The following is a 25,823-nucleotide window of genomic DNA, read 5'->3' as shown; positions in this document are numbered from 1 at the left end:
GATAGTCTAGAGCAAAGTTGTTCTAGACTTTTTTTAATTAAAAAAACGACATAGCCTTATAAAAGACTATGTCGTTTTTAAAGCTATTACGACGCTTTTCTAAAATTAAAAATCGTGTTTGCTTTAAATATGTTAGATAAACTATTATTGTTATTTGTATTATCATTATTATTATTTTGTTGAGTTGATGTGGTACTATTGTTAGCACTGTTGTTCGTAGTTGAATTATTTGCTGAGTTATCAGTTGTATTACCTGTGTTCGTTGTTGATGTAGTATTTGAGTTGTTATCACTGGTAGAATTAGAATTGCTTGAACTATTTCCTGTACTACTAGAATTACTTGATGAGCTACTATCTGAATTGTTAGTAGACATATTATCATATTTACTTCCTGAAGTTGTATTATTATCTGGATGATCTTTAACTGATAATGTACTTGCACCTGAACCAGTAACTGAATCAGGTTTTTTGAAGTCTCCGTCATTACTTGAAGTAATATCTGACATCACATCTTTATATAGATATTGTGCATATTCTTGTTCAGAATGTCCTAAGAATGAATCTTCACCGCCTGGTTTAATTTGGCTGAAGCCCATCCAAATTGACATTGTATATTTAGGTGTGAAACCATTCATCCAAATATCTTTAGCTGCATTGTCAGGTAAGTTATATTGATTATTAACTTCTGTGCCATAAGTACTTGTACCTGTTTTAGCACCCATATTAACGCCAGCAACACCATGACCGTAAGCAGACCCATATGGTTTAAATGTACCAGTTAACATTTCTGCAAGCATATAAGCAGTATAATCTTCCATGGCTTTATGACTTGTATGATCAAATTCGATAGTTTCATCATCAGATGTTACAACTTTGCGAATTGAATGCGCATTATTGTAAGTACCACCATTAGCTATTGATGCAAATGCTGATGCTAATTGAGTAGGTGAGAATTCAGAAGCACCACCACCTAAAATTTCAGATGGTCCTAAATCAATTTCATAATCTAAACCAACTTTAGACGCAAAATCTTTTGGAGCATCTTTACCTGCACTTGATGATACTTGCTGCCAAGCTTTTAAAGCAGGAATATTAAAACTTTGTCTTAATGCATCATATGCCGATACTGTACCATGACCTTGCCCATCATAGTTACGGAATGTACCACCATCAATGGAATAACTTGATTCATCTTGCATTGCGTGGTTTGTAGCCCATTGCATATTTTCAATTGCTGGACCATATGATAAGAATGGTTTCAGTGATGAACCAGTCAAGTGTGTATCTGTAGCAGCATTACGATCAACGACATCTCTATAATTTCGTCCACCGGAAATGGCTACAATGCCTCCAGTTTTACTATCAAGAATGGTTGAGCCTACTTGTTGGTCATCATTTTTATAGTAATTACCATTATCAATGCGATCTTGAAGCGTTTTTTGAACGTCTTTATCCATATTCGTATAAATCTTAATACCACTTTGCATTAAATCACTATAATTTTTATTTTTAAAGTGTTTATTACCTATTAATTCAGCTTTAACAAAATTAACGTAAGAATCATACTCACTATTAGAATCATCATTAGATATTTGACGTTCTTTTGTTGTACGTTTTACTAAATTATCTTCTAATGAAGTAGCTTTAGCTTCTTTCCACTGTTTATCAGAGATTCTATTATGGTAGTGCATTAAGTATAAAACAGTTTCTTTACGATTTTCAGCTTCTTTTGGGTTATCATAAATGTTATACAGGTTAGGAACTTGTGGTAAACCAGCTAGATAGGCCTCTTCAGCTAAATTAAGTTCATTTAAATTTTTATTAAAGTAATATTTAGCTGCAGCCCTAACGCCATATACACCATCTGAGTAATAAATTTTATTTAAGTACATTTGGAAAATATCATCTTTACTGTACTCTTGCTCTAAACGGTAAGATAGATAAGCTTCTTGCGCTTTACGTCCAATCGATTTCTTTTCTGAAAGGAATGAACGCTTAACCACTTGTTGTGTTAAAGTAGACGCCCCTTGGGAACCAAAACCACCAGTTACGTTCTTACCAATAGCACCAAATAAACGTTTATAGTCTAACGCACCATGTTCATAGAAGCGATTATCCTCAGTTGCTAACACGGCATTTTTCATATTTTTAGGAACATCTTTCAAATCAACATGTTCTCTACGTGCGCCATTGTCTAATTTCTTAACCAAGTCCCCGTTTTTATCATAAATTTCAGCAGGCTTTGGATCTTGTAATTTAGACTCATTAAATGCTGGAGCTTTCCAAGCATAGTATGCAAATAGAAGTATACCAAGTAGAAGTAACACGATAAAGGCAATGAATAAAAAGCCTATAATCTTAATAATCGTTCTTTTTACATTCTTATTCTTTTTTGATTTGGATTTCCCATTTTTGCCTTTATTTGGTTGGGAAGATCCTTTATTTTCCGTCATACGCGGTCCTCACTTTCATCTAATATCAACTTATCAACAGCCTTAAGATAATTCAATCTAGGTTGATACTGATAAGGAATATAGTAACTATTTTTTTTGATTTCTTCAACTGTTATTGATTTTTTTATTTCCTTTTTATATCTTTCCCAAAAAGGTTCAAACTTCGAAAAAGGTAATAGATATACCTCATCAAGCACTTTAAATCTAATCAGTAAAAAGACGAGTCCTTTTTGTAGAAAACAACTTTTCATATGTTCTACTTGATGATCATGGATATTATTTAAAGGGAAAGACGTTTTATTTTTCGTTTCTTTCGCTTCAAAATCAATGTAATAGCCTCGATAAACGCCATTATAATCAGTTGTAGAAGGTGTTCGAAAGTATGCTTCATTAATTACAGCTTTACTTCTTTTAGGATAATGAACATTTACAATTTGAATAGGAGTAGGTTTCTTATGTATAACAGCCACACCATGCTTAAAATAGTAATTGTTAGATTGTTCAATATCTTTTTCGAGAGTCATACCTCGTCCACCATATTTAATGTTACTAGAAGCATCACTTTGATTACTTCCAACCTTAGTAGGATTTAGTTTGAATGGTTTTCCATTTGGATAATTTATCATACTCACCACACAAATTTAATATTACACTTTCAATTTCTCAGAGAATAATATTAAACTATAATACGATAATAATGAAATGAGCATAATATTTATATTATACTACACATAATTAAATATATTCATTAATTATCTATTCTATTTTAACGTGCTTTAACAGTGAAAACAATATGTTTAAAAATTTGTAATAATGTAAAATTTATATCTAAACAATACTATAAAATAATTGTAATAAATTGTAAGAATATAGGAGGCCTCGTTATGTACACATTAATTAATGAAATACTTAAAGAACTACAGTACATGGCGTCAAGCTATAATGAAATAAAATTGACACAGTCAGAGAAGCAATTTCATCGAGATGTTGTTCCTTATGTAAAAAAAATTGATGGTTTAACTGAAGAATTATCTCATTATCATGATGAACTAATTCAATTTCCTTATATGAATAAGGAAAAATTAGAAATTTTAGTTAAACATATTAAGGAATTATCTGTAGAGTGTCACTACAATAAAACAAGTAAGAAGTTATTTAATGAAAAATTGAAATCTGCTAATTATGATCTTACCAATTTGCTTAAACATATAAAAGATAAAGAGGAATCAATACATTGAAAACAGTATATGTGACTGGATATAAATCATTTGAGTTAAATATATTTAAAGATGATATGAAAGAAGTGGATTATCTTAAACAATTTATAGAACATAAATTATTACAGTATATTGACGAAGGGCTAGAATGGGTACTCATTCAAGGACAAATTGGTATTGAATTATTGGCAGCTGAAGTAGTATTAAAATTACAAGACACATATCCTGAGTTAAAATTAGGTATTATCACACCATTTTATGGTCATACCTCCAAATGGAATGAACACAATATAGCAAAGTATGAATCTATTGCTAGTAATGCACAATTTCTAGAAAGTGTATTTCATTCTGAATATCAAGGACCTTTTCAATTTAAACAAACAGACCAGTTTATATTAGATCATACAGATATGACGTTATTAATTTATGATGATGAACAAGAAGGAAGTCCAAAATATTTTAAGAGGATGTTAGTTGATTTTATGGAAAAAACGACTTATAATTGTGATATTGTGACATTTGATGAACTTACTGACTTTATTAACGATTTACAATGGCAACAAGACCAAAGTTTTGAATGAGGTGGAAATTAATGGCAGATGTTTCTTTAAAGCTTTCAGCAAAAGATATCTATGAAAAAGACTTTGAAAAAACGATGGCTCGCGGTTATCGTCGTGAAGAAGTTGATGCTTTTTTAGATGATATCATTACTGATTATCAGAAAATGGCTGATATGAATAATGAAGTAGTCAGACTATCTGAAGAAAATAATAAACTTAAAAAAGAAGTTGAAGAATTGAGAATCAGAGTTGCAACTTCACGTCCTTCTGATAATAAGTCATTTGCTTCAAGCAATTCGAAATCAGCGAATAACAACGTAGACATTTTAAAAAGAATTTCTAATCTTGAAAAAGCTGTTTTTGGCAAATAATACATTGATATCTTAAAGATATAAGCTTGTTACGAAGCATGTTTGATTGCTATTATGTTTGATTTTGATAGCTAATTATTTATCTATTTAAAATTCTATTAAATATTTTAAAATTATGTTATACTCATAAAAGTGATATTTTGGGTAATCGCTATAGAAATATAGAGGAAAGTCCATGCTCACACAATCTGAGATGATTGTAGTGTTCGTGCTTGATGAAACAATAAGTCAAGGCATTAATTTGACGGCAATGAAATAACCTAAGTCATTCATTGATATGGTTAAAATAGTTTGAAAGTGCCACAGTGACGTAGCTTTTATAGAAATATAAAAGGTGGAACGCGGTAAACCCCTCGAGTGAGCAATCCAAATTTGGTAGGAGCACTTGTTTAGCGGAATTCAACGTATAAACGAGACATCTTTACTCGCATAGTAAAGATTTGTAGACAGATGATTACCACCAAAGTACCAGTACAACTAGTGTACGTTATGAGTACAATGGTACAGAACATGGCTTATAGAGATATCACAGACTAGTTTAGCTCTCCCTTTTTATGGAGAGCTTTTTTTATTTTGTATACATAATTATTTTAATATTTGTTAATATACTAATATGATATGAGACAAAGGAGATGAAATAATGTATCAATTATTAGCCGTGTGTCCAATGGGTCTTGAAGCCGTAGTTGCTAAAGAAATACAAGAACTTGGTTATAATACTCAAGTTGAAAATGGACGCATTTTCTTTGAAGGTGATGCTAATGCCATTGTAAAATGTAATTTATGGCTACGTACAGCTGACCGATTAAAAATAGTAGTAGGACGCTTCAATGCTAAAACATTCGATGAACTTTTTGAAAAGACAAAAGCATTACCTTGGGAAACAATTATCGATAAAGAAGGACAATTTCCTGTCCAAGGTCGTAGTGTAAAATCTACACTTCATAGCGTTCCTGACTGTCAAGCCATTACTAAAAAAGCTATCGTTGAACGTCTTAAAAAAGCTTATAATGAAAAAGGATGGTTAAACGAAAGTGGTGCGAAATATCCTGTTGAAGTAGCTATTCTTAAAGATAATGTCCTACTTACCATTGATACGTCAGGTTCAGGACTAAATCGTAGAGGGTATCGTATTGCACAAGGTGAAGCACCTATTAAAGAAACATTAGCAGCTAGCTTAGTACGTTTAGCAAATTGGAAGGGTGATACACCCTTTATTGATCCATTTTGTGGTTCTGGAACCATTGCTATTGAAGCATGTTTAATTGCTCAAAATATTGCGCCAGGTTTTAATAGAGAATTTGTATCAGAGGAATGGAATATTATGCCTCCTAATATTTATGACGTCATGCGTGACGAAGCTGATCAACAAGCTGACTATGATAAAGACATTCAAGTGTATGCGTCTGATATCGATCCAGAAATGGTTGAAATTGCTAAACGTAATGCTGAAGAAGTAGGCCTAGGTGATATTATTCAATTTAGTGTTAAGGATGTTAATACATTAACTATCGACCAAGAAGGACCTGTAGCGTTAGTTGGTAACCCGCCATACGGCGAGCGTATTGGAGGTAGAGCTGAAGTTGAAGAAATGTATCGATATGTAGGTAAACTAATGAAACAACATCCTTATTTATCAACATATATCCTTACAAGTAATAAAGAATTTGAGTATTTAGTAGATCGTAAAGCAACTAAACGTCGAAAACTTTTTAACGGTTATATCGAATGTACGTATTATCAATACTGGGGAAAAAAGCCTAATATTGATAAATAAATTTGACTTGAAGATTTATTTGAAAATAATTAATTTTGTAAATTTTTCTTAATAAATTGGATAATATTTATTTAAAATTTATGTATTTATTAGCACTATAATAGTGACTATTGTAAAGTTATTAGTAAGCGTGTTAAAAACATAGCACATTTAAACAGTATAGTAAGGAGAATAAGTTATGCAAACAGTTTTAATTGTAGGGGCTAACGGAAAAGTATCAATTGAAGCAACTAAAATTTTCTTAGAGAATTCTAGTTTTAACGTTGATTTATTTTTAAGAAATGCCCACCGTATTCCTGATTACGCATCTAATCGTATCACTGTCTTTGAAGGTGATGCTAAAAATGTTGAAGATTTAGAAAAAGCATTAGATCAAGTAGATATTGTTTTTGCAAGTTTATCAGGATCACTAGATAGAGAAGCACAAGCCATTATAGATGCCATGAACAAAAAGAATGTTAAACGTTTAATATTTGTGGCAGCTCCTGGTATTTATGACGAATTACCAGATAAATTCAATACATTTAACAAAGAACAATTTGGTGAAAAATTAACTAAATATCGTAAAGCAGCTGATTTAATTGAAGCGTCTGACTTAGATTATACAATTATTCGTCCTGCTTGGTTAACATTTAAAAATGAATCAGATTATGAAATTACTCAAAAAGGTGATACCTTTAAAGGAACAGAAGTTTCTAGAAGAAGTGTAGCCAATTTAGCAGTGCGTATAGCGAAACAACCTGAACTTTATTCTAGACAAAATATTGGAGTAAATAAACCAAATACTGATGGCGATAAACCAGCTTGGTTTAACTAATTCATTCTATATAGGTTTTTATTATTTCTTATGATAAAATTTAATAAACATAGCTAAAGATATTTTAGTTTTATCACCCTAAAAGTGAGGTTATAATTCTTTTTAGTTTTATAACCTTAATTTTTTTATATTTTAGAGTGAGTGAAATAAAGGGGATAGCATTATGCAAAATAATGAACAATTAGATGTATTATACAAATTAAAAAAAGAAATAGAAAAATCGAATAACGAAGCATTAGTACATACAATAAATCAAGTGATTAAAAAAGTATATTTAAATCAATATACTTTATCATTTGTTGGACATTTTTCAGCTGGTAAGTCAACATTAATCAATTTATTATTAGAACAAGATATATTGCCTAGCTCACCTGTACCAACAACGAGTAATACGGCTATAGTTTCTGTTTCAAAAGAAGAAGAAATTATTGCTAATTTAGAATATCAAAAATATGCTAAGTTAAAAACGTATGATGATGTAAAAATAATGAACCGATTAAATATTGATGTGGAATCTATTGAAATAAAGTTTCCTTCAAATAAGTTTAATCTTGGTTTTACATTACAAGACACTCCAGGAGTAGATTCAAATGTTTCTACACACCAATCCACTACTGAACAATTTTTATATACAAGCAATATGATTGTGTATATAGTTGATTATAATCATGTTCAGTCTGCGCTCAATTTCCAATTTATGAAACGCATGAATCAAGTAGGCATACCTATTATTTTTGTTATCAATCAAATTGATAAGCATAATGAGAATGAAATTTCTTTTGATACATTTAAACAAAAAGTAGAACAATCTATACAAGATTGGGATATTAAAGTCGCTCAACTATTTTATGTTAGTAAATTTGATCATCCAAACAATCAACTTCATTTATTCTCAGAGTTTTTAGTAGAACAAGATAAACTACGTGAACCTATTGAAGATTTTGTAACACGTATCATTGAATTTATACATCGTACTCAGCTTTCATATATTCAAGAGCATATGCAAAATATACTTGACGCTTTAAATATCAATGAATCCGAATTTGAAGAATCCTATAAACAATTTCAACAGAATCAAGCTATAAGTGAAGAAGCACAATTATTAAATCATTCTTCTCAATTATTAACGTACTTAAAAGAAAAACGGAAAAATATATTAGATAATGCTTATATTATGACTCATGATATGCGAGAAGATATTCGTTATTATCTTGAAAGCATGGCTTTAGACTTCAAAGTGGGCGGTCTTCTAAATAAAAAAAAGAAAACGGAAGAAGAGAGAGCAAAACGTTTACAAATTGTTGTAGACCGTTTACAAGAAAAAGTGAATCGACACATTCGTCAACCAATGCGTGAAGATTTATCTTTTGTAACTCGCTTTATTCATCATTCTGAAGTAAATCAACGAATTTTAAATCAACATTATGAAATTGAACCTACTTTAATTTCTAATTTATATCAAGTACAAACAAGCATTAATAATACCTATGTGCTCACATTTAGTGATGACGTTTTAAAAGCAATTGCACGTGCTATCGAAAAACAATCAGATTCATTATTTAAAGACATTATTGAACATACTGAAGCAACGGAATTATCTAACATAGAAGATAATGATGCACATTTATATGAACAGTATCTTGAGTTCAAGAATTTAAAACAGTCATTAACAACTGAAAATTATAAACATTATTATATTCATATAAATGACTCACTCGATAAATTAATTGATCGAACAGAAACACATTATAAACTTAATCAATCAACCATATCTTCAACAAATGATTTAGACGAAGATATTACATCAACTAAGGATACGACAACTCATCACTTTGATATTCAGAAAGCTCTGGCTATCATTGAGCCTGTTCCTTTATTCAATAAAACTAAGCAAGACATCAAAGCAACATTGCAACGCATAGATAATAAAATTGTAAAAATAGGCGTCTTTGGTACATTTAGTGCAGGAAAAAGTAGCTTGATTAATGCTTTACTTGGAGATCATTATCTTGTAAGCTCACCTAATCCAACAACAGCAGCTACGACTGAAATCTCATATGGTCATGATAGTCAAATTACTTTGAAAACAAATACGCAATTGTTAAATGAATTAAACCAATTACTTGAATATCAAAACGTTTCTTTTAACTCGTTAGAAAAATTTATGAATAGTAATATTGAGTCTTTAAAACAACAATTAGAAAAAAATCAATTGGCTTTTATAACATCAGTAGAGAAGCACTTTTCAATGTACCAAGATATGCTAACAGAAGGTATAACACATACTATTTCACAAAATGAAATTAAGCAATGGAGTGCTGAAGACGAATACGCTACATTTGTTAAAACCGTTCATATACAACTTCCACTGGATTGGTTAAAAGACAAAATTATCGTTGATTCATTAGGGTTACATTCTAATAATCAACGACATACAAATGAAACTGAACGCATCTTAACTTCTTCAGACCTAATTTTATATGTGAGCTATTTTAATCACTCATTTACTGATAATGACAAAGCATTTATTGAACATATGAAAGATATTAACCAATTAAATGAAGCACAGACATTTAAAATGATTATTAATGCGATAGATTTAGCTGAAACTAATGAAGATTTAATAGCAGTGGAGCAGTATGTAAAAGATGCTCTATCTCAAGTGAATCTGCCATCTGAATTATTCGGTGTATCAAGTAAACGTGCATTGGAGACTAAAGATGAAGGCATTCTTAAATTAAAAGAAAGTATTAATCATTTTGTCGAAACTGAATCGAAAACGATTTTAGAGAAGCAAATGATTCATCAAATCGAGCAAATGCGCGATAACTTTAATCAAATCATCTATGAATTTAAAACAAATCAAACACGTATGTTAGAACAACAACAACAACTTGAAACTTATAAAAATAAAACACCATTAACTAACCAAATTATTCATACAAGTGAGCAGCATACTAAAAATGAGGTTGAAGAACAAATCTATCATTTAAATAAACGATTACAGCTTCAATTATTAGATGAGGTTAAAAAAGTATATAATAGTCAAATGACACAAAATAATGATTTTAATGATGAAAAGAAACGTGCTACGAAAATGTACTTAGATCAAGTTCATCAACGATTATATTTAGAACAAACTTTATTAGTCGAAAGAATAAAAACATACTTTACTTCTCAATTAGATCAACAAATAGCACCAACAATTCAAAAATTAAACTCAGTTCATGTACTTATCCAACCTCATTTTAAAATAACAGCGCCGTTTACTGATGATGCACTATTACGTATTAGTTTAGAAGAGATGCTTTCAGTTTTACCTAAACAGTTGTCTAAACGTAAAATTTTAAATGCAAATGCGCAAAGAGAACTGCAAGAAATGATTTGTACAAATACACTAGAACTGCTACAACCATCACTAAACGTATTAAAACAACAATTAAATTATTATGTATCTAACTTAACTCACGACGCGAACATCGAACTTAATCAGTTAAATAATAATGTTTTAGAGCAAATCAATGACTTATTATCTAAACGTATCGATAATTCACTCATTGAACAATTAGAAACAGTAAATCAACAATTGGAACCACTTTTAAATTAGAAAGAAGGATTAATATGACTCAACGTGTCTTACTTGTAGATGGAATGGCACTCTTATTTAGACATTTTTATGCTACAAGTCTACACAATCAATTTATGTATAATTCTAAAGGTATGCCAACCAATGGGATTCAAGGTTTTGTTAGACATATCTTTACGGCAATTAAGGATATTAAACCAAGCCATGTTGCGATATGTTGGGATATGGGGAAAGCGACCTTTAGAAATGCTATGTATACTTCTTATAAACAAAATAGACCTGCGCCACCAGAAGAATTGATACCTCAATTCGATTACGTAAAAGACATTTCAGAACAATTTGGTTTTGTGAATATCGGTGTTGCAAATTATGAGGCAGACGATGTCATAGGAACACTCGCTAAAATATATTCAAAAGATAATGAAGTACATATTGTAACTGGAGATAGAGATATTTTACAATGTATCAATGAACAAGTAGAAGTCTGGTTAATCAGAAAAGGTTTTAATATTTATCATCATTATACTCTTAATCGTTTTAATGAAGAGTATGCATTACATCCACTTCAACTTATTGATATTAAAGCATTTATGGGAGATTCAGCAGATGGGTATCCTGGTGTTAAAGGTATTGGGGAAAAAACCGCCATTAAATTAATACAATCTTATGGTAGCGTTGAAAACGTACTAGACCATATCGAATCACTTACACCTGGTCAACAGAAAAAAATTGCAACTGATAAAGAAAATTTGATTTTATCCAAACAATTAGCGGAAATCTATACGGATGTGCCTATCGATACAACTGTATTATATAAAGAAATGGAATATACACATTCATTGAATCATATTCTTTCAATTTGTAATGAACACGAACTTTATGTCTCTGGTAAATATCTTGCTTCAAAAATTTTAATGTAAAACAGATAAAAAAAGAAGATAAAAGAATTCAACATAAATTCTTTTATCTTCTTTTTTACATTATTATTGTTTATTCTTAATTAATTTGTATAGAGCTTGTTGTGCTAATTGATTTGCTTCTTTATTTTTATCTCTTGGAACCCATTTTACAAATAGCAAATCAAAACTTGCTTCTAAAATCTCCATATTTTCAAAAAATGGTTTGAAACGCGCATTTTTTACATAACCTTGATTCACGCTATCTTCTATCAATTTAGAATCTGTATGCAATAAAGCATTTGAAACATTTAATTCACGAGCATGTTCTAATGCATGAATGAATGCAGACCATTCAGCACTATGGTTGTCCAATTCTCCTAAATCATGTGTATACGTATATTTAATATCATTTTCTTTAATTACTATCCCACACGTACTACGTCCCGGATTGCCACTCGTCGCAGCATCAAAAAATATTTTAGCCATTAAAAACACCTCTAGTTTAAGCATTAATTAAACACTATTTGTCTATTTAAAAATAGCATATTGCTTAGTAAACCTAAACAATATGCATGTATGATTGTTTTAATAACCTTCGTCTAATTTTTGAATTTTTCCTTTTCGATAGAAAGACTTCGCAATATAACCAAATGGAACATTGAAAATCGTTGAGACTAATTTTAAAACATACGTAGTAATAAAGATTTCAAATACAACACTTGCAGGCAATGTACCGATAAATGCGATAGTTACAAATAATGCAGTATCAATAATTGAACTTAATACCGTACTTCCATAAGCTCTAATAATAAATGTTTTATCTGATTGGAAAACTTTTTTTATCATTGAAAAGATGAACACATCTACATGTTGCCCTATAATATAAGCAATAATTGAACCTAAAGCAATTCTCGGCACTAAATCAAAAATCGTAGATAATGCTTTTTGAGATATATCTTCTGGTGCGGGTATAAAATGTAATGACATTTGCATTACAATTATCATAACAAGAGTTGATGAGAAGCCTAACCATACAGCACGTTTAGCAACTTTTCGTCCATAAATATCATTTAAAATATCTGTAGCTAGGTAGATAGAGGCAAACATTACATTACCTAAAGTTGCTGAGATACCAAAAATATCAACCGTTTTGATGACTTGGATATTAGCAATAATTGTACCGATAGCTACCCAAGCGATAAGACCTTGTTTACCAAAACAACGATACATTAAAACCATTACAATAAATGTTATAAAAAAAGTAGCAATACCAAAAAATTCATTATACATCATTTATTCCTCCTAAATTTTGATAATGCGGGTGTTTAGAAACCGCTAAGCAACTTTAATATTTTATAGTAAAAGTAATTCAAATTCAATACTCATTAATCAATTCATATTATAAATAATAAAAAATAAAATCGATTATTTTAAAATGATCATCATATAAGTTATAATAACTCCATATTTATAAAATTAAGTATAAGGAGTGAAAGTTATACTTACACATTCCGAACAAAATGCAATAGAAAAAATTGATGAATTAATGAATACTTATTGTGATAAATGTTTACTGAAAACACACATTAGAAAAACAGAAGGAAAAACACAAGCACATCATTTTTGTATTTCTGAATGTTCAATAGGTAAGCAAATTAAGCAATTAGGCAATGAACTTCAATAGGAGGGAATTTTATGCATATAAAGTCAATTGAAGACACACCAAATTATAATACGATTAAAATTAATTTAAGTGAAAAACGTAAAGATAATCAATCAAATACGTATACATCTGCTCAAGATGGGCAACCTGATTTTATTAATCGATTATTTGATATCGAAGGAGTAAAGTCAGTTTTTTATGTCATGGATTTTATTTCAGTAGATAAAGAGGAATATGCCAATTGGGATGATCTTGTACCTAAAATTGAAGACACATTTTAATTTTAGGAGGAACAGTAGTGGAAATATTAAAAATTGAACCAACACCAAGCCCAAATACAATGAAAATCGTTTTAAGTGAAAAGCGTGCTGATAATCAGTCGAACACATATACAGAAGTCAAAACATCTCAACCTGATTTTATTAATGACTTATTACAAATTAAAGATGTTAAATCTATATTTCATGTAATTGACTTTTTAGCTATTGATAAGTATCCGAAAGCAAATTGGGAAGAGGTATTACCTCAAATTACTGCGTCACTTCAAAAAGAGGAAACTATTAGTCAATCATCTCAGTTTGATGAACACTATGGAGAAGTGAAAGCAGAGATACTCACTTTTAAAAATATCCCATATCAAATTAAATTAACAAATGCTCATGAAGAAGTACGTAAACAACTACCTGATATCTTTATTAATAGTATGCTTAAAGCACAAGAAGATGATGATAATGTTATTTTTCTTAGAAAATGGAAAGAGCTTGGTTTACGTTATGGAGAACTTTCTCTAGTTATGGAAGAAGTTTATGAAGAAATCATTGCATTATATCCAAAAAGTCGATTGGAACAATTAGTCGTTCAAGCTTTATCTACACAAACGAAAAGTACATCTCATTTTTATCAACATGTTTCATACGAGGAGTACTTGAATGAATCAGACTGGAAAGTACGTCTCAGAATGTTAACAGAATTCCCAACACCAACACTTGAGGATATTCCACTCTTAGAGCAAGCCCTAAATGAAAATAAGTTACCATTAAGACGTCAAGCGATTGTTTTATTTGGTATGATTGAAAGTAAAGAAATATTGCCATATTTGTATAAAGGATTAAATGATCAGCATCCAGCTATTCGACGTACAGCTGGAGACTGTATCAGTGATTTAGGTTATAAAGAAGCTTTGCCAGAAATGGAAAAAGCACTTGATGATCCACAAAAAATTGTTCGTTGGAGAGCTGCAATGTTTTTATTTGAAGAAGGTGGCGAAGCGCAACTAGCATCTCTAAGAGCGCATGCAAACGACAATGCTTACGAAGTAAAACTTCAAGTGAAAATGGCAATTTCTAGAATTGAAAATGGCGATGAAGCATTAGGTTCCGTATGGAAACAAATTGCTAATCGTAATAAACATTAAAGGAGTTTTTTATATGAATCCGTATGAACAATATATGCATGAACTAGCACAACAAATGCGTTCTGAATTAACTGATAATGGTTTTACAAGTTTAGAATCAAGTGAAGATGTATCAAACTATATGAACAATGTTAAAGATGACGAAACAACATTTGTTGTTATTAATTCTACATGTGGTTGTGCTGCTGGTTTAGCGAGACCTGCTGCTGTAGCAGTTGCTGATCAAAATGATAAAAAGCCAACACATAAAGTCACAGTATTCGCTGGACAAGATAAAGAAGCAACGCAAACAATGCGCGATTATATCCAACAAGTACCTTCAAGCCCTTCGTATGCTTTATTTAAAGGTACAGAATTAAAGCATTTTATTCCGCGTGAACATATTGAAGGTAGAGATATTCAAGATATTTGTATGGATATTAAAGATGCTTTCGACGAAAATTGTTAATATGATTATATTAAATTAATCTATCTTAATATGCATCTCCAATAATAAATTATCTCAGTTTGATAATTTATTATTGGAGATTTTTAAATATAAAAATGTTTTGAAATAATATAATTCATTCAATATCTTTCTATTTTCTAGTATAATGATAATTAATATAAAATTTAGGAGAGATGTACATATGCTCAATCCTTTTGATTCGGCGTATCACGATTTATGTAATGACATTTTAGAAATTGGTAATCAACGTGATGATAGAACACATACAGGTACCATTTCTAAATTTGGACATCAAATCCGCTTCGATTTAACGAAGGGATTCCCTTTACTCACTACAAAAAAAATATCTTTCAAACTTATTGCTACTGAGTTATTGTGGTTTATAAAAGGAGATACTAATATTCAGTATTTATTAAAATATAATAATAATATTTGGAATGAATGGGCTTTTGAAAAATATATTCAATCTGAAGATTATCATGGTCCAGATATGACAAATTTTGGACATCGTTCTCAAGAAGATGAAAATTTCAATAAAATGTATCAACAGGAAATGAAAAAATTTAAAGAGAAAGTGTTGAATGATGATACTTTTGCTAAAAAATATGGTGATTTAGGAAATGTCTATGGAAAGCAATGGCGTGATTGGGTAGATCAATATGGTAATCATTTCGATCAGCTTAAAACAGTTATTCAGCAAATTAAGACAAACCCTAATTCGAGAAGACACATAGTTTCAGCATGGAATCCCACTGAAATTGATACTATGGCATTACCACCATGTCATACAATGTTTCAGTTCTACGTACAAGATGGCAAATTAAGTTGTCAACTTTATCAACGTAGTGCAGATATTTTCCTAGGTGTGCCTTTTAATATTGCAAGTTATGCATTACTTACGCATTTAATTGCTAAAGAATGTAACTTAGAAGTTGGAGAATTCATTCATACTTTTGGAGATGCACATATTTATTCTAATCACATAGAGGCAATTAAGACTCAACTTTCTAGAGAAGGTTTTGCACCTCCTACATTAAAAATAAATTCTGAACACTCAATCTTTGATATTAATTATGAAGATTTAGAACTTGTAGACTATCAATCTCATCCAGCAATTAAAGCGCCCATTGCTGTGTAATCTATCTTTAATTAAAAATAAACTAAAAGGGGATATGATAAATGACCTTATCAATTTTAGTGGCACATGATCAACAACGTGTCATTGGTTATAAAAATGCTCTACCATGGCATATTCCAAATGATTTAAAACATGTAAAACAACTCTCAACTGGCCATACACTTGTAATGGGTAGAAAAACATTTGAGTCCATTGGCAAACCATTACCAAATAGAAAAAATGTAGTTTTAACTCGTGATAACAATTTTAAACCTGATGGCGTTGAAGTGATTCACACAATTGATGATATCTACAACTTAGAGGGTCATGTATTTATTTTTGGTGGCCAAACATTATTTGAAGTAATGATTGATAAAGTTGACGATATGTATATCACTGTAGTAGATGGAAAACATCAAGGTGATACATTTTTCCCTCCCTATACATTTGAAGATTGGACGGTTGTATCTTCTGAAGAGGGTCAACTTGATGGAAAAAATACTATTCCACATACCTTTTTACATTTAGTACGAAAATAAAATAAATTAACAGGAGAAATTATGACTAAACAAGTAATCGTTACAGACTCTACCTCAGATTTATCAGCTGAATATTTAAATCAACATAACATCCATGTTGTTCCATTAAATTTAACCATTGATAAAGAATCATTTGTAGATCAAGTAGATATCTCATCCGAGGAGTACATTAAACGTATTGAAGAAGACGCTGACGTTAAAACGAGTCAGCCATCAATTGGTAAATTTATTGAATTATATGAACAACTTGATAAAGACAATGACGATGTAGAAATCTTTAGCATTCATATGTCTTCAGGATTAAGTGGAACATATCAGACTGCTTTACAAGCGAGCAATATGATTGAAGCAAAAGTAAATGTGATTGATTCAAAATCAATTTCTTTTGGATTAGCATACCAAATTCAACGTTTAGTAGAACTTGTAAACACTAATCTTTCAAGTGCAGAAATTATTAAACATATTTCAGAATTGCAGAAAAATATTAAACTATTTGTTGTTATTGGCCAACTCAATCAATTAATTAAAGGTGGACGCATCAGTAAAACAAAAGGTTTAATCGGAAATATTATGAAAATAAAACCGATAGGAACACTTAGAGAGGGATATTTAGAAATCGTACATAATTCTCGTACACAAAACTCTAGTATTCAATATCTAAAAAAAGAAATTGCTAAATTTATTGAAAATCATACTATTCAATCGATTGGTATTGCACATGCAAATACGATTGAATTCATTGAAAAAGTAAAACATCAATTTAATGAAGCATTTGGACAACAAAATTATGATGTTAATGTAACGACACCAGTCATTTCTACACACACTGGTCAAGGCGCTATCGGTCTTGTCGTAGTTAGAGGATAATAGATAATAATAGGTGACTTAAGTTATTGATCTCTGAGTTAATTACTTTAATTTCATATCATTATATCGTAAATTTAAAGAAAGATAGAGGAGGTAATATAATGGCATATGCAACTTTAGCAGGAGGATGTTTCTGGTGTATGGTTAAACCTTTTACATCTTACCCAGGTATTGAAGATGTCGTATCAGGTTATAGTGGCGGAAATATAGAAAATCCAACGTATGAACAAGTATGTTCAAATCAAACTGGTCATAGAGAAGCAGTTCAAATTACTTATAATCCAGATATTACGTCATTTGAAAATATTTTGGATGTTTACTTTAAACTATTTGACCCGACAGATAATAAAGGGCAATTTTTTGATAGAGGCGAAAGCTATGAACCAGCAATATTTTATCATGATGAACAACAAAAAAAAGCTGCTGAATTAAAAATCCAACAACTAAATGAAGAAGGTATTTTTAAAAAACCAATCATCACACCAGTTCTTCCTTACAAAAACTTTTATCCAGCGGAAGATTACCATCAAGACTATTATAAAAAAAATCCTATGCATTATGAGCAATATCAACGCGGTTCTGGTAGAAAAGCATTTATAGAATCACATTGGGGGTCTCAAAATGATTAAAAAAGATAAAAGCGAATTAAATGATATGGAGTATCTCGTTACTCAAGAAAATGGTACAGAACCTCCTTTTCAAAATGAATATTGGAATCATTTTGACAAAGGAATATACATAGATAAAATTTCTGGTAAGCCTTTATTTACTTCTGAAGAGAAATTTGAATCTGATTGTGGTTGGCCAAGTTTCTCAAAAGCATTAGACGATGATGAAATTGTTGAACTCGTAGATAAATCATTTGGTATGATTCGAACTGAAGTTAGATCAGAAGATGCTAACAGTCATTTAGGTCACGTATTCAATGATGGCCCAAAAGAAAGTGGCGGATTGCGTTATTGTATTAATTCTGCAGCTATTCAATTTATTCCATACGAAAAATTAGAAGAATTAGGATATGGCGATTTGATACAACATTTTAATAAATAGGAGCGATGAATAATGTTTAAAAAATTATTTGGTAAAGATAAAGAAGTCAATAAGGAAACTCAACTATATGCACCATTAACAGGTGAATATGTCAAAATTGAAGATATACCAGATCCTGTATTTGCCCAAAAAATGATGGGTGAAGGTTTCGGTATTAATCCTACTGAAGGTGAGGTAGTTTCCCCAGTTGCTGGAAAAGTTGATAATGTTTTTCCAACAAAACATGCAATTGGTTTAAAAACTAAAAATGGTCTTGAAATTTTAGTACACATTGGATTAGATACTGTTCAGTTAGACGGAGAAGGATTTAATGTACTGGTTAGCAGTGGTGACACAGTACAAGTAGGCGACCCTTTACTCAAATTCGATTTAGAATTTATTAGAAATAATGCCAAATCAGTTATTTCACCTATTATTATTACAAATTCTGATCAAACAGAATCTATTTCACTCGATGATGTTAAAGCTGTTATTAAAGGCGAAACTAAAGTTGTCGATGTGACAATGAGCTAATGAAAGATCATTCATTTTATCAATTTGCCTTAACGGCTAGAGGACGTAAAGATGATAAAGGTGAATTAGCCGAAGACATTTTCAATGACTTATCGTTTCCAAAACATGAAAGTGACTTCAACGTATTATCAGACTATATCGAAATGCAAAGTGACATTACGTTACCTATGTCCGTATTTGATGATTTATATGAAGAATATACAGAATGGTTAAAATTCTAATTTAAATTCATTTTATGTCTAAATATGATATGGAGTGGTGTTATAAAATCTTAATTTTAGATTTATATGCCACTCTTTTTATTTTTATCTAATTAAGAATACAATTTCTTATAATTTGCGTTTGCTTAAAAATAAAGACATACTAGGTATGTCTTTATATAAAATGATAAGAGACAAGATGTAATTAGAGGAAGTGATTTTATGAATAATCATTCTGAGGAGCACCATGACGGACAATCAGATGAAAAAAGACATGCATCTCCTAAAAAAAAGATGCATTTGAAAATATGGCAGTTTATCTTAATTTTATTAAGTGTTATTATCATTACAACAATTATAGCTGTATTTGCAACGATAGGAATCAGTCATAAGTTAAGTGGTTTAACTAAAGAAGAGCGTCAAGAAATGAAAAAAATAGAATTTGCATATAAAACGTTAGATACAGACTATTACAAAAAACAAAACTCAAGTAAACTTTCTGAAGCTGCAATTAATGGTATGGTAAAAGAATTAAAAGACCCATATTCTGAATACATGACAAAGTCTGAAACAAAGAGCTTTAATGAAGATGTATCTGGAGATTTTGTAGGTATTGGTGCAGAAATGCAAAAGAAAAATAAAGATATTATGATTACAAGTCCTATGAAAGATTCTCCTGCTGAAAAAGCTGGCCTTCAACCTAAAGATGTTGTCACAAAAGTTAATGGTAAGTCTGTAGTAGGTAAACCTTTAGATCAAGTTGTTAAAGTGGTAAGAGGTAAAGAAGGCACAAATGTTAGGTTAACTATTAAACGCGGTTCTGAAGAAAAAGATATTAATATTAAACGTGGTAAAATTCATGTCAAAAGTGTGGAGTATAAGAAAAAAGGTAACATAGCTGTATTTACGATTACTAAATTCCAACAAAATACTGCGGGTGAATTAAAATCTGCAATTATAAAAGCTCATGATGCTGGTGTTCGAAATATCATCTTAGACTTGCGTAATAATCCAGGGGGATTATTAGATGAAGCAGTTAAAATGGCTAATATTTTTATTGATAAAGGTCAAACTGTTGTTCAACTTGAAAAAGGCAATGATAAAGAAGCAATTAAAACTTCAAATGATGCTTTAAAAGATGTTAAAGATATGAAAGTGAGTATTTTAGTAAATGAAGGTTCCGCAAGTGCGTCAGAGGTCTTTACAGGGGCAATGAAAGATCACCATAAAGCTAAAGTGTATGGTTCAAAAACATTTGGTAAAGGAATCGTTCAAACCACACGAGAACTTAAAGATGGGTCATTATTAAAATATACACAAATGAAATGGTTAACACCTGATGATCATTATATTCATGGAAAAGGTATTAGACCAGATGTTACAATTGATTCTCCTAAGTATCAATCATTAAGTGTTATTCCGTCTGATAAAACATATTCTGTTGGCGATAATAATAAAAACGTTAAATCGATAAAAATTGGTTTAGATGCTTTAGGTTATTATAACGGAGATGAATCAAACCAATTTGATAATCAATTAGCTAATGCTATTAAACTATTCCAATCAGATAATCAACTATCTGAAACGGGAAAATTTGACACCAAAACAAATGAAAAATTCACTCAATTATTAGTTGAAAAATCAAATAAAGAAGACACAGTCTTAGACAAATTATTAAAATTAATAAAATAGAAAGGAATAACTATTATATGATTAGACTAGGTAAACATGAAGATATTAATCAAATCGAAACATTAGTGTCAGAAGCAAAAGATTTAATGAAATCATTTGGGAATAATCAGTGGGACGATAAATACCCAGCTACTGAACATTTTAAGGAAGATATTGATACAGAGACGTTATATGTTTTAGAAGAAAATAACACTATTTATGGATTTATTGTTGTCGACCAACAACAATCAGAGTGGTATGATGATTTAGAATGGCCAGTTGATAGAAATAACGCTTATGTTATTCATAGATTAGCTGGTTCTAAAGATTATAAAGGTGCAGCAACTCAATTATTTGATTTTGCAGTTAAATTAGCAGAAGAACATCATATCCATGTGATTCTGACAGATACTTTTGCATTAAATAAACCCGCTCAAGGTTTATTCGAGAAATTTGGTTTCCAAAAAGTAGGAGAAACAGAAATTGACTATCATCCATTCGATAGAGGCGCACCATTCTATGCATATTATAAAAACATATAAGAATAGAGGTTAATAATCATGTCTAAAATTGCGTTTACCGGAGGCGGCACAGTAGGCCATGTGTCTGTGAACTTAAGTTTAATTCCAACTGCATTAGAAAAAGGACATCAAGTTTTTTATATTGGTTCTAAAAACGGAATTGAACGAGAAATGATTGAATCACAACTTTCGAATATTAAATATTACCCAATTTCAAGTGGTAAATTACGTCGTTATTTATCATTTGAAAATGCAAAAGATGTTTTTAAAGTATTAAAAGGTATCTTAGATGCCCGTCGCGTTCTAAAAAAAGAAAAGCCTGATTTATTATTTTCTAAGGGGGGATTTGTTTCTGTTCCTGTTGTTATAGCAGCACGTTCATTGAATATTCCTACTATTATTCATGAATCAGATTTAACTCCTGGTTTAGCAAACAAAATATCTTTAAAATTTTCAAAAAAAATATATACAACATTTGAAGATACACTTAAATATCTACCTAAAGATAAAGCTGATTTTGTAGGGGCAACCATTAGAGAAGATTTAAAAGAAGGTAATCAACAAAAAGGTTATGAAATAACAGGGTTTGATTCAGATAAAAAAGTATTACTTGTTATGGGTGGTAGCCTAGGTAGTAAAAAATTAAATGATATTATTAGAGAAAATCTTGAAGCTTTACTACATGATTATCAAATCATTCATTTAACAGGGCATGGATTAGTAGATGAGTCTTATAAACAAAAAGGATATATTCAATATGAATTTGTTAAAGAAGAATTAACGCATTTATTATCTATTACAGACACAGTCGTAAGTCGTGCAGGTTCTAATGCTATCTATGAATTCTTGACTTTAAGAATCCCAATGTTGCTCATACCACTAGGACTTGATCAATCTAGAGGGGATCAAATTGACAATGCTAAATATTTTGAATCCAAAGGATATGGAAAAATGATTCCAGAAGATCAACTTACACAATTCAAATTACTCGAACAATTAAAACAAATTGAATCTCACCGTACTGATATTACTCATCAAATGGAATCTTATAAAGAAAGTTATACTAAAGAAGACTTATTTAATAAAATCTTGAACGACGCGCTTTAATATAGGAGGACCAATTGATGAATAGAACGAAACGCATTACATTGCTCATTGTTTTTACATTAATCTTTGGCATCATTGCATTTTTCCATGAATCACGTTTAGGCAAATGGATTGATAATGAAGTATATGAATTTATTTATGCATCGGAGAGTTTTATTACTACATCTATTTTATTAGGTGCAACAAAAATTGGAGAAGTATGGGCAATGGTTTGTTTGTCATTAATGCTTGTTGCTTATTTAATGCTTAAACGTTACAAAATTGAAGCTTTATTTTTTGTTATCACAATGTCACTATCAAGTATATTAAATCCCTTACTAAAAAATATTTTTGATCGTGAACGTCCAACATTACTACGTTTAATTGATATTTCTGGATTTAGTTTTCCTAGTGGACATGCAATGGGTTCGACTTCATTTTTTGGAAGTGCAATGTATATTGCTCAGCGTAGAGCATCAGGAAGTACAAAAGGCGTCATTATTGGACTATGTGCGGCACTTATTTTACTCATTTCTATTTCAAGAGTTTATTTAGGCGTGCATTATCCAACTGATATTATTGCAGGAATCATTGGAGGTGCTTTCTGTATCGTTCTTTCAACTTTAGTATTAAAAGGATTACATGAGCCTACAACCTTATAAATAATAAATAAGTGCGCCTTATTTGGCGCACTTATTTATTATTTACGTCTCGTTTTAAAACGAACGTTTATTAGTATTTACGGACATATAAATTAAAGGGGGAATGGCTTGAAAATGATTATAATTCTAAGTATTTTAAATTATGGGGGAAACTTAGATTTAATTGATAATCATTTTCAATTAATATTATAACTTATTGATAACGATTGTCAATTAAAATCTTACTTTTATTTTATTCATTCTATTAACAAATAATTTTTGTGATAGAATATTGGTTATGTTATGAGAAGTCATACGTTTATTAAAAAAGAGGTGTCTGAAAAAATGACTAATATTTTAATCGTCGAAGATGAACAAAATTTAGCCAGATTTCTTGAATTAGAATTAACACATGAGGGTTATAAGGTGGACATCGAATATGATGGGGAACCTGGTTTAGAAAAAGCATTAAATAACGATTTTGATTTGATTATTTTAGATTTAATGTTACCAAATATAAATGGCCTAGAAATTTGTAGACGTGTACGCCAAGTGCAATCAACACCAATTATTATCATCACTGCTAAAAGTGATACTTACGATAAAGTGACTGGATTAGATTATGGTGCAGATGACTATATAGTAAAGCCCTTTGAAATTGAGGAGCTTTTTGCAAGAATTCGTGCTGTATTACGTCGTCAGCCTCATAAGGATATTATCGATATTAATGGTATCAGAATAGATATTGATGCATTTAAAGTAACTGTTGATGGTAAGCAATTAGATTTTACTAAAACTGAATATGATTTATTGTATCTATTAGCAACGAATCGCAATCACGTACTACAACGTGAACAAATTTTAAATCATGTATGGGGATATAATAGTGAAGTAGAAACGAATGTGGTTGATGTATACATCAGATATTTAAGAAATAAATTGAAACCTTTCAATAAAGAAAAAGTCATTGAAACTGTTCGTGGTGTAGGATACGTGATTCGATAATGAAAAATCATACATTACAATATAAATGGATGACTATCACTACATTGATTATGTTTACGACAATTATTTTATTTTGTCTTATTATTATATTCTTCTTAAAAGATACTTTAAGAGAAGGAGAAGTGGATGAAGCAGAACATAGTTTAAGTGATATTGTCAATTTAATTCAAACGCGTCCGATTAATAATATATCGATATTAGATTTAAGTGCTTCATTAGAAAATTATGAAGAAGTCATTATTTACAATCATACAGGTCAAAGAATAATGAAATCATCTAATGAAAGTACGATTCAGTTTATACCTAATAATAATTTACAAAAGACCGATCGAATTCAAGTAATGCGAAATAATGGAAAAGAGTATTTAGTTATTACTGAACCACTTCATAGTCCAAACTTTAAAGGTTATAGCGTACTCATTCATTCTCTTGAGCATTATAACAACTTAGTAAAATCACTTTATATTATTGCTGTTGTTTTTGGTCTACTTGCTACAGTGATTACTGCATGTATTAGCTATTTCATTTCTAAAAATATTACAAAACCGCTAGTAACAATGTCTAATAAAATGAATCAAATACGACGCGATGGTTTTCAAAATAAATTAGAACTTGATACAAGTTATGAAGAAACAGACAATTTAATAGAAACTTTCAACGAAATGATGTATCAAATTGAAGCCTCTTTTAATCAACAAAGACAATTTGTTGAAGATGCTTCTCATGAGTTAAGAACACCACTTCAAATCATTCAAGGCCATTTAAATTTAATTAAACGCTGGGGTAAGAAAGATCCTGCTATTTTAGAAGAGTCTTTAAATATTTCACTAGAAGAAATGAATCGAATTACAAAGCTAGTAGAAGAATTATTATTATTAACCAAAGATAAAGTAAATATGCAATCCTTAGAAAAAGAGGACGTTGATATCAATGAAGAAATTCAATCACGAATTAAGGCACTTCAACAATTGCATCCAGATTATCTATTTGAGATTGAATTAGAACAAAAACCTTTAGTTTTACAAATTAATCGTCATCAATTTGAACAATTAATCTTAATTTTTATAGACAATGCTATGAAATATGATAAAGAGAGAAAGCATATATGTATTAAAACACAATTGCGTAATAAACAAATAAGTATTGAAATTACCGATCATGGCTTAGGCATACCAAAAGAAGATCAAGAATTTATTTTCGATCGTTTCTATAGAGTAGATAAATCTAGAGCAAGAAGCCAAGGTGGTAATGGCTTAGGGCTTTCAATTGCCGAAAAGATTGTGAGTCAATATGGAGGTTACATTTCTGTAGATAGTGAACTTAATAAATTCACAACATTCAAAATCAATTTTAAATAAAAACACAGATGATTATGGTACTGACCCCCTTAAACGGGAACTTAATAAAA

Annotated in this window: 28 protein-coding genes and 1 other RNA gene; 25 read left to right on the top strand and 4 right to left on the bottom strand. The window is 30.3% G+C overall.

The window, feature by feature from the left end:
- Positions 1-86: 86 nt before the first annotated feature.
- Positions 87-2,453 (bottom strand): transglycosylase domain-containing protein, encoded by a 2,367-nt coding sequence (locus HMPREF2629_RS02480; protein WP_049419910.1) that lies wholly within the window; start codon positions 2,451-2,453, stop codon positions 87-89.
- Entirely contained in the window at positions 2,450-3,076 is a 627-nt protein-coding gene (gene recU / locus HMPREF2629_RS02475; protein WP_029376824.1) for a Holliday junction resolvase RecU, read from the bottom strand. The genes HMPREF2629_RS02480 and recU overlap by 4 nt, the downstream gene beginning before the upstream one ends.
- A 261-nt stretch (positions 3,077-3,337) precedes the next feature.
- Here recU and HMPREF2629_RS02470 point away from each other — a divergent pair, with 261 nt between their 5' ends.
- The 8 genes from HMPREF2629_RS02470 to HMPREF2629_RS02435 all read left to right on the top strand — a co-directional run bounded on the left by HMPREF2629_RS02470 (position 3,338) and on the right by HMPREF2629_RS02435 (position 11,701).
- Positions 3,338-3,691 carry a DUF1798 family protein gene (locus HMPREF2629_RS02470; RefSeq protein WP_017176309.1) on the top strand — a complete coding sequence of 118 codons (354 nt, stop codon included), beginning with the start codon at positions 3,338-3,340 and terminating at the stop codon, positions 3,689-3,691.
- Positions 3,688-4,251, top strand: a complete 564-nt coding sequence (locus HMPREF2629_RS02465) for an SLOG family protein (protein WP_070813133.1) — start codon at positions 3,688-3,690, stop codon at positions 4,249-4,251. The genes HMPREF2629_RS02470 and HMPREF2629_RS02465 overlap by 4 nt, the downstream gene beginning before the upstream one ends.
- 11 nt (positions 4,252-4,262) lie before the next feature.
- Complete coding sequence (gpsB, locus tag HMPREF2629_RS02460) at positions 4,263-4,601, top strand: cell division regulator GpsB (RefSeq protein ID WP_002449866.1); 339 nt, start codon at positions 4,263-4,265, stop codon at positions 4,599-4,601.
- Between the two features lie 136 nt (positions 4,602-4,737).
- Positions 4,738-5,124: RNase P RNA component class B (rnpB, locus tag HMPREF2629_RS02455), an RNA gene on the top strand.
- A gap of 117 nt (positions 5,125-5,241) precedes the next feature.
- Positions 5,242-6,378, top strand: a complete 1,137-nt coding sequence (locus tag HMPREF2629_RS02450; RefSeq protein WP_017176312.1) for a THUMP domain-containing class I SAM-dependent RNA methyltransferase — start codon at positions 5,242-5,244, stop codon at positions 6,376-6,378.
- 178 nt (positions 6,379-6,556) lie between these two features.
- On the top strand, positions 6,557-7,195 hold the full coding sequence (locus HMPREF2629_RS02445) for an SDR family oxidoreductase (RefSeq protein ID WP_002455331.1): 639 nt from the start codon (positions 6,557-6,559) through the stop codon (positions 7,193-7,195).
- A 163-nt stretch (positions 7,196-7,358) separates the two neighbouring features.
- The gene (locus HMPREF2629_RS02440) at positions 7,359-10,802 is read left to right on the top strand and encodes a dynamin family protein (RefSeq protein ID WP_049415971.1); all 3,444 of its coding nucleotides are present in this window, start codon (positions 7,359-7,361) and stop codon (positions 10,800-10,802) included.
- Positions 10,803-10,816: 14 nt separating this feature from the next.
- Positions 10,817-11,701 carry a 5'-3' exonuclease gene (locus HMPREF2629_RS02435; RefSeq protein WP_017176314.1) on the top strand — a complete coding sequence of 295 codons (885 nt, stop codon included), beginning with the start codon at positions 10,817-10,819 and terminating at the stop codon, positions 11,699-11,701.
- 63 nt (positions 11,702-11,764) lie between these two features.
- Here the strand turns inward: HMPREF2629_RS02435 and HMPREF2629_RS02430 are convergent, their stop codons facing one another.
- Complete coding sequence (locus HMPREF2629_RS02430; RefSeq protein ID WP_002449811.1) at positions 11,765-12,166, bottom strand: ribonuclease HI family protein; 402 nt, start codon at positions 12,164-12,166, stop codon at positions 11,765-11,767.
- A 99-nt stretch (positions 12,167-12,265) separates the two neighbouring features.
- Positions 12,266-12,970, bottom strand: a complete 705-nt coding sequence (locus tag HMPREF2629_RS02425) for a queuosine precursor transporter (RefSeq protein WP_017176315.1) — start codon at positions 12,968-12,970, stop codon at positions 12,266-12,268.
- Positions 12,971-13,169: 199 nt separating this feature from the next.
- On the opposite strand from HMPREF2629_RS02425, the gene HMPREF2629_RS02420 reads away from it, so the two are divergent.
- From HMPREF2629_RS02420 to HMPREF2629_RS02340, 17 genes are all read left to right on the top strand, one after another.
- Entirely contained in the window at positions 13,170-13,364 is a 195-nt protein-coding gene (locus tag HMPREF2629_RS02420) for a zinc-finger domain-containing protein (RefSeq protein WP_002449911.1), read from the top strand.
- An 11-nt stretch (positions 13,365-13,375) separates the two neighbouring features.
- On the top strand, positions 13,376-13,624 hold the full coding sequence (locus HMPREF2629_RS02415; RefSeq protein ID WP_002449746.1) for a NifU N-terminal domain-containing protein: 249 nt from the start codon (positions 13,376-13,378) through the stop codon (positions 13,622-13,624).
- 17 nt (positions 13,625-13,641) lie between these two features.
- A complete protein-coding gene (locus tag HMPREF2629_RS02410; protein WP_017176316.1) occupies positions 13,642-14,757 on the top strand; it encodes a conserved virulence factor C family protein in 1,116 nt (371 codons plus the stop codon).
- Between the two features lie 13 nt (positions 14,758-14,770).
- Positions 14,771-15,205, top strand: a complete 435-nt coding sequence (brxA, locus tag HMPREF2629_RS02405) for a bacilliredoxin BrxA (RefSeq protein WP_017176317.1) — start codon at positions 14,771-14,773, stop codon at positions 15,203-15,205.
- Between the two features lie 181 nt (positions 15,206-15,386).
- Positions 15,387-16,343 carry a thymidylate synthase gene (locus tag HMPREF2629_RS02400; protein ID WP_017176318.1) on the top strand — a complete coding sequence of 319 codons (957 nt, stop codon included), beginning with the start codon at positions 15,387-15,389 and terminating at the stop codon, positions 16,341-16,343.
- 41 nt (positions 16,344-16,384) lie between these two features.
- A complete protein-coding gene (locus HMPREF2629_RS02395) occupies positions 16,385-16,861 on the top strand; it encodes a dihydrofolate reductase (RefSeq protein ID WP_048679885.1) in 477 nt (158 codons plus the stop codon).
- 21 nt (positions 16,862-16,882) lie between these two features.
- Positions 16,883-17,728, top strand: a complete 846-nt coding sequence (locus HMPREF2629_RS02390; protein WP_017176320.1) for a DegV family protein — start codon at positions 16,883-16,885, stop codon at positions 17,726-17,728.
- A 101-nt stretch (positions 17,729-17,829) separates the two neighbouring features.
- Entirely contained in the window at positions 17,830-18,357 is a 528-nt protein-coding gene (gene msrA / locus HMPREF2629_RS02385; RefSeq protein WP_017176321.1) for a peptide-methionine (S)-S-oxide reductase MsrA, read from the top strand.
- Entirely contained in the window at positions 18,350-18,778 is a 429-nt protein-coding gene (gene msrB / locus HMPREF2629_RS02380; protein WP_070813132.1) for a peptide-methionine (R)-S-oxide reductase MsrB, read from the top strand. The genes msrA and msrB overlap by 8 nt, the downstream gene beginning before the upstream one ends.
- 12 nt (positions 18,779-18,790) lie before the next feature.
- The gene (locus HMPREF2629_RS02375) at positions 18,791-19,291 is read left to right on the top strand and encodes a PTS sugar transporter subunit IIA (RefSeq protein ID WP_002449797.1); all 501 of its coding nucleotides are present in this window, start codon (positions 18,791-18,793) and stop codon (positions 19,289-19,291) included.
- A complete protein-coding gene (locus HMPREF2629_RS02370; protein ID WP_017176322.1) occupies positions 19,291-19,512 on the top strand; it encodes a YozE family protein in 222 nt (73 codons plus the stop codon). Before HMPREF2629_RS02375 ends, HMPREF2629_RS02370 begins: the two co-directional genes overlap by 1 nt.
- A 201-nt stretch (positions 19,513-19,713) precedes the next feature.
- Positions 19,714-21,183 carry a S41 family peptidase gene (locus HMPREF2629_RS02365; RefSeq protein ID WP_017176323.1) on the top strand — a complete coding sequence of 490 codons (1,470 nt, stop codon included), beginning with the start codon at positions 19,714-19,716 and terminating at the stop codon, positions 21,181-21,183.
- Between the two features lie 17 nt (positions 21,184-21,200).
- On the top strand, positions 21,201-21,704 hold the full coding sequence (locus tag HMPREF2629_RS02360) for a GNAT family N-acetyltransferase (RefSeq protein ID WP_019835253.1): 504 nt from the start codon (positions 21,201-21,203) through the stop codon (positions 21,702-21,704).
- An 18-nt stretch (positions 21,705-21,722) separates the two neighbouring features.
- Positions 21,723-22,790 carry an undecaprenyldiphospho-muramoylpentapeptide beta-N-acetylglucosaminyltransferase gene (locus HMPREF2629_RS02355; RefSeq protein WP_017176325.1) on the top strand — a complete coding sequence of 356 codons (1,068 nt, stop codon included), beginning with the start codon at positions 21,723-21,725 and terminating at the stop codon, positions 22,788-22,790.
- Between the two features lie 17 nt (positions 22,791-22,807).
- Complete coding sequence (locus tag HMPREF2629_RS02350; protein WP_017176326.1) at positions 22,808-23,431, top strand: phosphatase PAP2 family protein; 624 nt, start codon at positions 22,808-22,810, stop codon at positions 23,429-23,431.
- 324 nt (positions 23,432-23,755) lie between these two features.
- A complete protein-coding gene (locus tag HMPREF2629_RS02345; RefSeq protein WP_019835254.1) occupies positions 23,756-24,415 on the top strand; it encodes a response regulator transcription factor in 660 nt (219 codons plus the stop codon).
- Entirely contained in the window at positions 24,415-25,773 is a 1,359-nt protein-coding gene (locus HMPREF2629_RS02340; protein ID WP_017176328.1) for a HAMP domain-containing sensor histidine kinase, read from the top strand. The genes HMPREF2629_RS02345 and HMPREF2629_RS02340 overlap by 1 nt, the downstream gene beginning before the upstream one ends.
- Positions 25,774-25,823: the final 50 nt, after the last annotated feature.

This window comes from Staphylococcus sp. HMSC034C12, from assembly GCF_001835895.1.
In the GTDB taxonomy this organism is placed as follows: domain Bacteria; phylum Bacillota; class Bacilli; order Staphylococcales; family Staphylococcaceae; genus Staphylococcus; species Staphylococcus hominis.
Note: the sequence above shows the minus strand (reverse complement) of the source record. Positions and strands in the feature narration are given on the sequence as shown.